This is a genomic window from Veillonella dispar, from assembly GCF_937975875.1.
GTDB lineage: Bacteria > Bacillota > Negativicutes > Veillonellales > Veillonellaceae > Veillonella > Veillonella dispar_B.
The window spans coordinates 1-5,546 of sequence record NZ_CALJSP010000057.1; the positions used below are offsets into that span (position 1 = coordinate 1).

Here is a 5,546-nt window from a genome sequence, read left to right on the forward strand (position 1 = left end):
GAATTATACGACTGTTTACATTTAGAGATAAAGTACAGATAGCTCTTAATCAACGTGTTTCAAAAGAACATTGGGTGAAAGGGGATGTTATTCCTGAGTACACAAAAAATGCACTAATCGCTATTGAAGATAAGCGGTATTATAAACATGGAGCTATTGATGTGCTCGGTATTATTCGCGCCTTTTATACCAATACTATAGCAGGCGAAACTGTAGAGGGGGGTAGTACTATTACACAACAAGTAGTAAAAAATCTCTTCCTTTCATCAAAACGCATCATGAGTCGTAAGGTAGAGGAAGCAATCCTTGCTAGTGAAATGGAACATTACTACACGAAGGAAGAAATTCTCACCATGTATTTAAATACCGTATATTATGGTCACAATTACTACGGTATCTACGAAGCAGCTCATGGATACTTTGGGACAAGCCCAAGCCGATTGACACTAGGTCAAAGTGCTATGCTCGCAGCCTTACCTAATGCACCATCCTACTTAGATCCTTATACGAACTATAAAGGGGCTAAGGCACGACAAAAACTAGTACTCGAACAAATGGTAGACCAAGGAATGATTACACAAGCCGAAGCTGATTATGCATACAAACAAGATTTGGGCCTTGTGGACGAATAATTAAATAACTATAGTAACATCTCTGTTAGTTGATTGATAATTGGCTAACAGAGATTTTTTTTTGACAAATAGTTACGTTCCGAAATATATTATTAAATTGAATAAAAATAATACTTGCATTTATAATTATACAGGTGTATACTATTTTTTGTCAGAAAGAGGGCATGACCGTTGAGCTAGATGCCACGGTGCTTTCACAATTATCTGATATAATATTGATTATATGAGTTAAAATACATAGTAAGTTTTTTATGAGGTGTTATCATGGGTAAAGCAAATAAAGTAGTACTCGCATATTCTGGTGGTTTAGACACATCCGTTATCATTCCTTGGTTAAAAGAAAATTATGGCGCTGAAGTTATCGCCGTATGCGTAGACTTGGGTCAACCTGAGGATTATGATGCAGTTGAGAAAAAAGCGATCAAATCTGGTGCTTCTAAAGCGTATATTGTGGACGCTAAAGAAGAGTTCGTAAAAGATTATGTGTGGCCAACAGTAAAAGCTGGTGCGGTTTATGAAGGTAAATATTTATTAGGTACATCCTTCGCTAGACCTTTGATCGGTAAAATCCTCGTAGATATTGCTAAAAAAGAAGGCGCTGATGCAATCGCTCACGGTGCGACTGGTAAAGGTAATGACCAAGTTCGTTTCGAACTTGCTATCAAAGCATTGGCTCCTAACATGAAAATCATTGCTCCTTGGAGAGAATGGGATTTGAAATCCAGAACAGACTGCATGGAATACGCTGCTAAACACGATATTCCAGTTGTAGCTACAAAATCTCATCCATATTCTATGGACCAAAACGTATGGCATTTGTCCCATGAAGGCGGCGATCTTGAAAATCCAGCAAATGCTCCTAAAGATGATGTGTACTTGGTAACACATACTCCTGAACAAGCTCCAGATGAAGCTGGTTATGTAACTGTATCCTTCAAAGATGGCGTACCTGTAGCAGTAGATGGCCAAGAAGGTACTCCATTACAATTGTTAGAAAAACTCAACGAAATCGGTGCACACTATGGCGTAGGCGTTGTAGATATCGTTGAAAATAGATTAGTAGGCATGAAATCCCGTGGCGTTTATGAAAACCCAGGTGGATCCATCATCATGTATGCTCACAGAGAACTTGAATACCTTTGCCTCGACAGAGCTACATACCACTACAAAGAACTTATTGCTAACAAATACGCTGAACTCGTATACGATGGCATGTGGTTCGCACCATTGATGAACGCTTTGCAAGCATTCGTTGATGAAACTCAAAAAACTGTAACTGGTGAAGTAAAACTTAAATTGTACAAAGGCAACATTATCTCTGCTGGTGCAACTTCTCCATACTCCTTGTACAGCGAAGATTTCGTAACATTTGAAGAAGATGATGTATATAACCAAGCTGATGCGGCTGGTTTCATCAACTTGTTCGGTTTACCTCTTAAAATTAATGCATTAATGAAAGAAAAGGCAGGTAAATAATGGCTAAATTGTGGGGCGGGCGTTTCACAAAAGGCACTGATAAAGCGGTAGAGGATTTTACATCCTCTATCGCTTTTGATGCGCGGATGTACGCCGAAGATATTGCAGGCAGTAAAGCACATGCTACAATGCTAGCAAAACAAAATATTATCTCCGACGCAGATCGGGACGCTATTGTTGAGGGCTTAACAAAGATTAAAGGCCAAATCGATAAAGGTGAGTTCCCATTGTCCGTGGCTCTTGAAGATATTCATATGAATATTGAAAAGCGCCTAACAGATGATATCGGTGAAGCCGGTGGGCGCTTACATACAGGCCGTAGCCGTAATGACCAATGTGCAGTAGATTTGCACATGTACGTGCGTAAAGCCGTAGTAGAAATGGGCGAGCTTATCGTAGATATGCAAAAAGCTCTCATCGAAACAGCTGAAAAATACAGTGATGTTATCATGCCTGGCTATACGCATTTACAACGGGCGCAACCTGTATTATTTGGTCATCATATGATGGCATACTTCTCTATGCTAGAACGCGACTTTGACCGTTTGTTGATGGTCTTCAAACACGCAGACATCATGCCACTTGGTGCAGGGGCCTTAGCAGGTTCTACATACGGTATTGATCAAACCTATACGCAAAAGCTACTCGGCTTCTCTCGTATTTACGAAAATAGTATGGATGCCGTATCCGACCGTGACTATGTAGTTGAATTCTTGTCCTTTGCATCTCTTATGATGATGCACTTGAGCCGCCTTAGCGAAGAATTGATTTTGTGGTCTACCAATGAGTTTAACTTCATTGAACTCGATGATGCTCATTGCACAGGCTCTAGCATTATGCCACAAAAGAAAAATCCTGACGTATGTGAACTTGTTCGTGGTAAAACAGGTCGTACCTATGGTCACTTGTTAGGTTTATTAACTACATTAAAAGGCTTGCCACTTACCTATAATAAAGATATGCAAGAGGATAAAGAGGGCATTTTTGATGCTATCGATACAGTACACTTTGCATTGTCCATTAATGCGGCTATGGTCCGCGGTATGAAGGTCAATGGGGCGCATATGAAAGCTGTCCTCGATGATGACTTCTCTAATGCTACAGATATGGCCGATTACCTTGCGAAAAAAGGCGTTCCATTCCGTGAAGCTCACGAAATCGTAGGTAATGCTGTTCATCATTGCATCGAAAAAGGGTGCGTATTGCTTGATTTATCCGTTGAGGATTTTAAAGCTATATCCGATCATTTTGATGCAGATATCCTTGATGCTATTTCCATCGAAGCTTGCATAGCTGGCCGTAATAACTATTCTGGTACTGCTCCAGAATGTGTGGAAAGACAACGGAACAATGGTAAAGCTGTTATCGCCGGAGAAGAAAAACAAATTGCTCAGTGGAAAGCAATTGTTGAATCTGTGCAAGCATAACTGCTTTAGTAAGCCTAATGTTTTGATTTAGGGCTACATACTGTACGAGAGTAACATTCAGAGTAATCGTTACTTGTGACATTGAAAATTTAAGATCGATATACATATAAGTCTTATGTTAAAGTGCTTTATATTAACCTTTAAGCTTATGTGTATATCGATTTTTTTATTTGAATGATAGATAATTTCTAGAAAAGAGGTATTCTAATTGATAAATTACTATTAAAATAGTATAAATTTGTGTACGCATACAGTGGACTGTGCAAAAATAATAGTCTTGTACTACGACACTATAACCGTGATAGATAGTAAAAATCACATATATACACAGAATAAAATAGGGTAAAAATACACACTGTCATCGTTAAAATGAGTTCTGTTCGTTTTAGATGATAAATTAACTATAATTTATTCAATTCGTGTAATATTGCTTGTCCGCCAATAAAGTACTTTCATTTTGGGTTCACAGGTGTTATTATTTAAAACGTAATAAGAATAAAAACGGTAAATTCACATTCAAGCCCATCACAGCACGAACTGAATTTACTTAGCGGTATATTATATTTAAGTGAATTATGGACGAGAAAAAATTCACCTTAGTGAAAGGGGATTGATACATGAAAACCACCGCTAAAAAAATGTCTGTATTCCAGCTAACCACAATGGTAGCAGCCAATATGCTAGGAGCTGGGATCATTATGTTACCAACTAATTTGGCTCAAGTTGGTACTATTTCAGTTTTATCTTGGCTCGTAACAGCTGTGGGTGCGCTTCTGTTAGCGTATATTTTTGCTCAAGCGGGTATGTTCTCCCAGATTAGAGGGGGCATGGGCGGTTATGCAGAACACCGCTTCGGTAAAACTGGACATTTTATGGCGAGCTATGCTTACAGCATATCTCTCATCATTGCTAATATCGCCATCGCGGTATCTGCCGTAGGTTATGGCGCAGCTTTCTTTGGTGTTGACCTTAATGCAACACAAACAAGCCAAGTAACAATTGTGCTTTTGTGGTTTGCAGCGATTTTAAACTTCCGTGGTAATCGCTTCACAGGTCGACTCAGCAACATGACTATTTGGGGCTCTATTGTGCCGGTTTTATTAATTGGTACAATCGGCTGGTATTGGTTTGACCCGTCTATTTATTGGGCGGCTTGGAACCCAAATGATCTTCCGTTTTACGATGCAGTAAAACAATCCATTTCCCTCACTTTGTGGGGCTTCCTAGGGTTTGAGTCCGCAGCGGCTAATGCTGATGCTGTTGAGAATCCAAAGAAAAACGTACCTATCGCAACTGTGGCAGGTACATTAGCAGTGGCAGTGGTTTACATCTTGTCCACAAATGTTATGGCCGGTATCGTGCCTAACATCGACTTATTAAATTCTAATGCACCATTCGGTTTGACATTCGTATACATGTTCAATGATACAATTGCAAACATCGTTATGGCTGCTATGGTTATTTCTTGCTTTGGTGCTTTACTTTGCTGGCAATTCACATTGTCTCGCGTATTTAAAAGCGCAGCGGAACATGGTTACTTCCCTAAAGTATTCGCTCGTGTAAATAGTAAGGATGCTCCTGTTCGTGGCGTATTCATTTTACTCGCTGTTGAAACATTACTTACATTGTTCACTGCAAGCGACTCCTTGCGTGAGCAATTTGAAATCTTAGTAAACTTAGCGGTTGTAACTAACGTAGTACCATATGTATTGTGCATCTTAGCAGTACCTACAATGATGCGTATGGCTGGCGTAGCTGAAAGCCGTATTAAACGCTCCAATTACGTATTTGGTGCAGGCGTTGTGTATTGCTTATATGCTATCTATGCATGTGGCTTTGATGCTATGGTTGGTAGTGCCGTGGCAGTAAGCATTGGTCTTGTGATCTATGTTTTGCGTAAAGCGTGGGCTACACGCAAAGCGCACCGCTTACAACAAAGTATCGATTAATTAAATAACTCTCGTCTTATAAGAGGCTGTTACTTAGTAACAGCCTCTTTTTTGTATTGTAC

The 5,546-nt window shown here is 39.6% G+C and carries 4 protein-coding genes; all 4 read left to right on the forward strand.

Going from position 1 to position 5,546, the window contains the following annotated elements; translation table 11 throughout:
• The coding region (locus tag Q7P05_RS02950; protein WP_303930338.1) for a transglycosylase domain-containing protein at window positions 1-632 on the forward strand (632 nt) is incomplete at its 5' end.
• Between the two features lie 264 nt (window positions 633-896).
• Window positions 897-2,108 (forward strand): argininosuccinate synthase, encoded by a 1,212-nt coding sequence (locus Q7P05_RS02955; protein ID WP_005381291.1) that lies wholly within the window; start codon window positions 897-899, stop codon window positions 2,106-2,108.
• On the forward strand, window positions 2,108-3,535 hold the full coding sequence (gene argH / locus Q7P05_RS02960; protein ID WP_303930340.1) for an argininosuccinate lyase: 1,428 nt from the start codon (window positions 2,108-2,110) through the stop codon (window positions 3,533-3,535). Before Q7P05_RS02955 ends, argH begins: the two co-directional genes overlap by 1 nt.
• Before the next feature lie 617 nt (window positions 3,536-4,152).
• The gene (gene potE / locus Q7P05_RS02965) at window positions 4,153-5,484 is read left to right on the forward strand and encodes a putrescine-ornithine antiporter (protein WP_303930342.1); all 1,332 of its coding nucleotides are present in this window, start codon (window positions 4,153-4,155) and stop codon (window positions 5,482-5,484) included.
• Window positions 5,485-5,546: the final 62 nt, after the last annotated feature.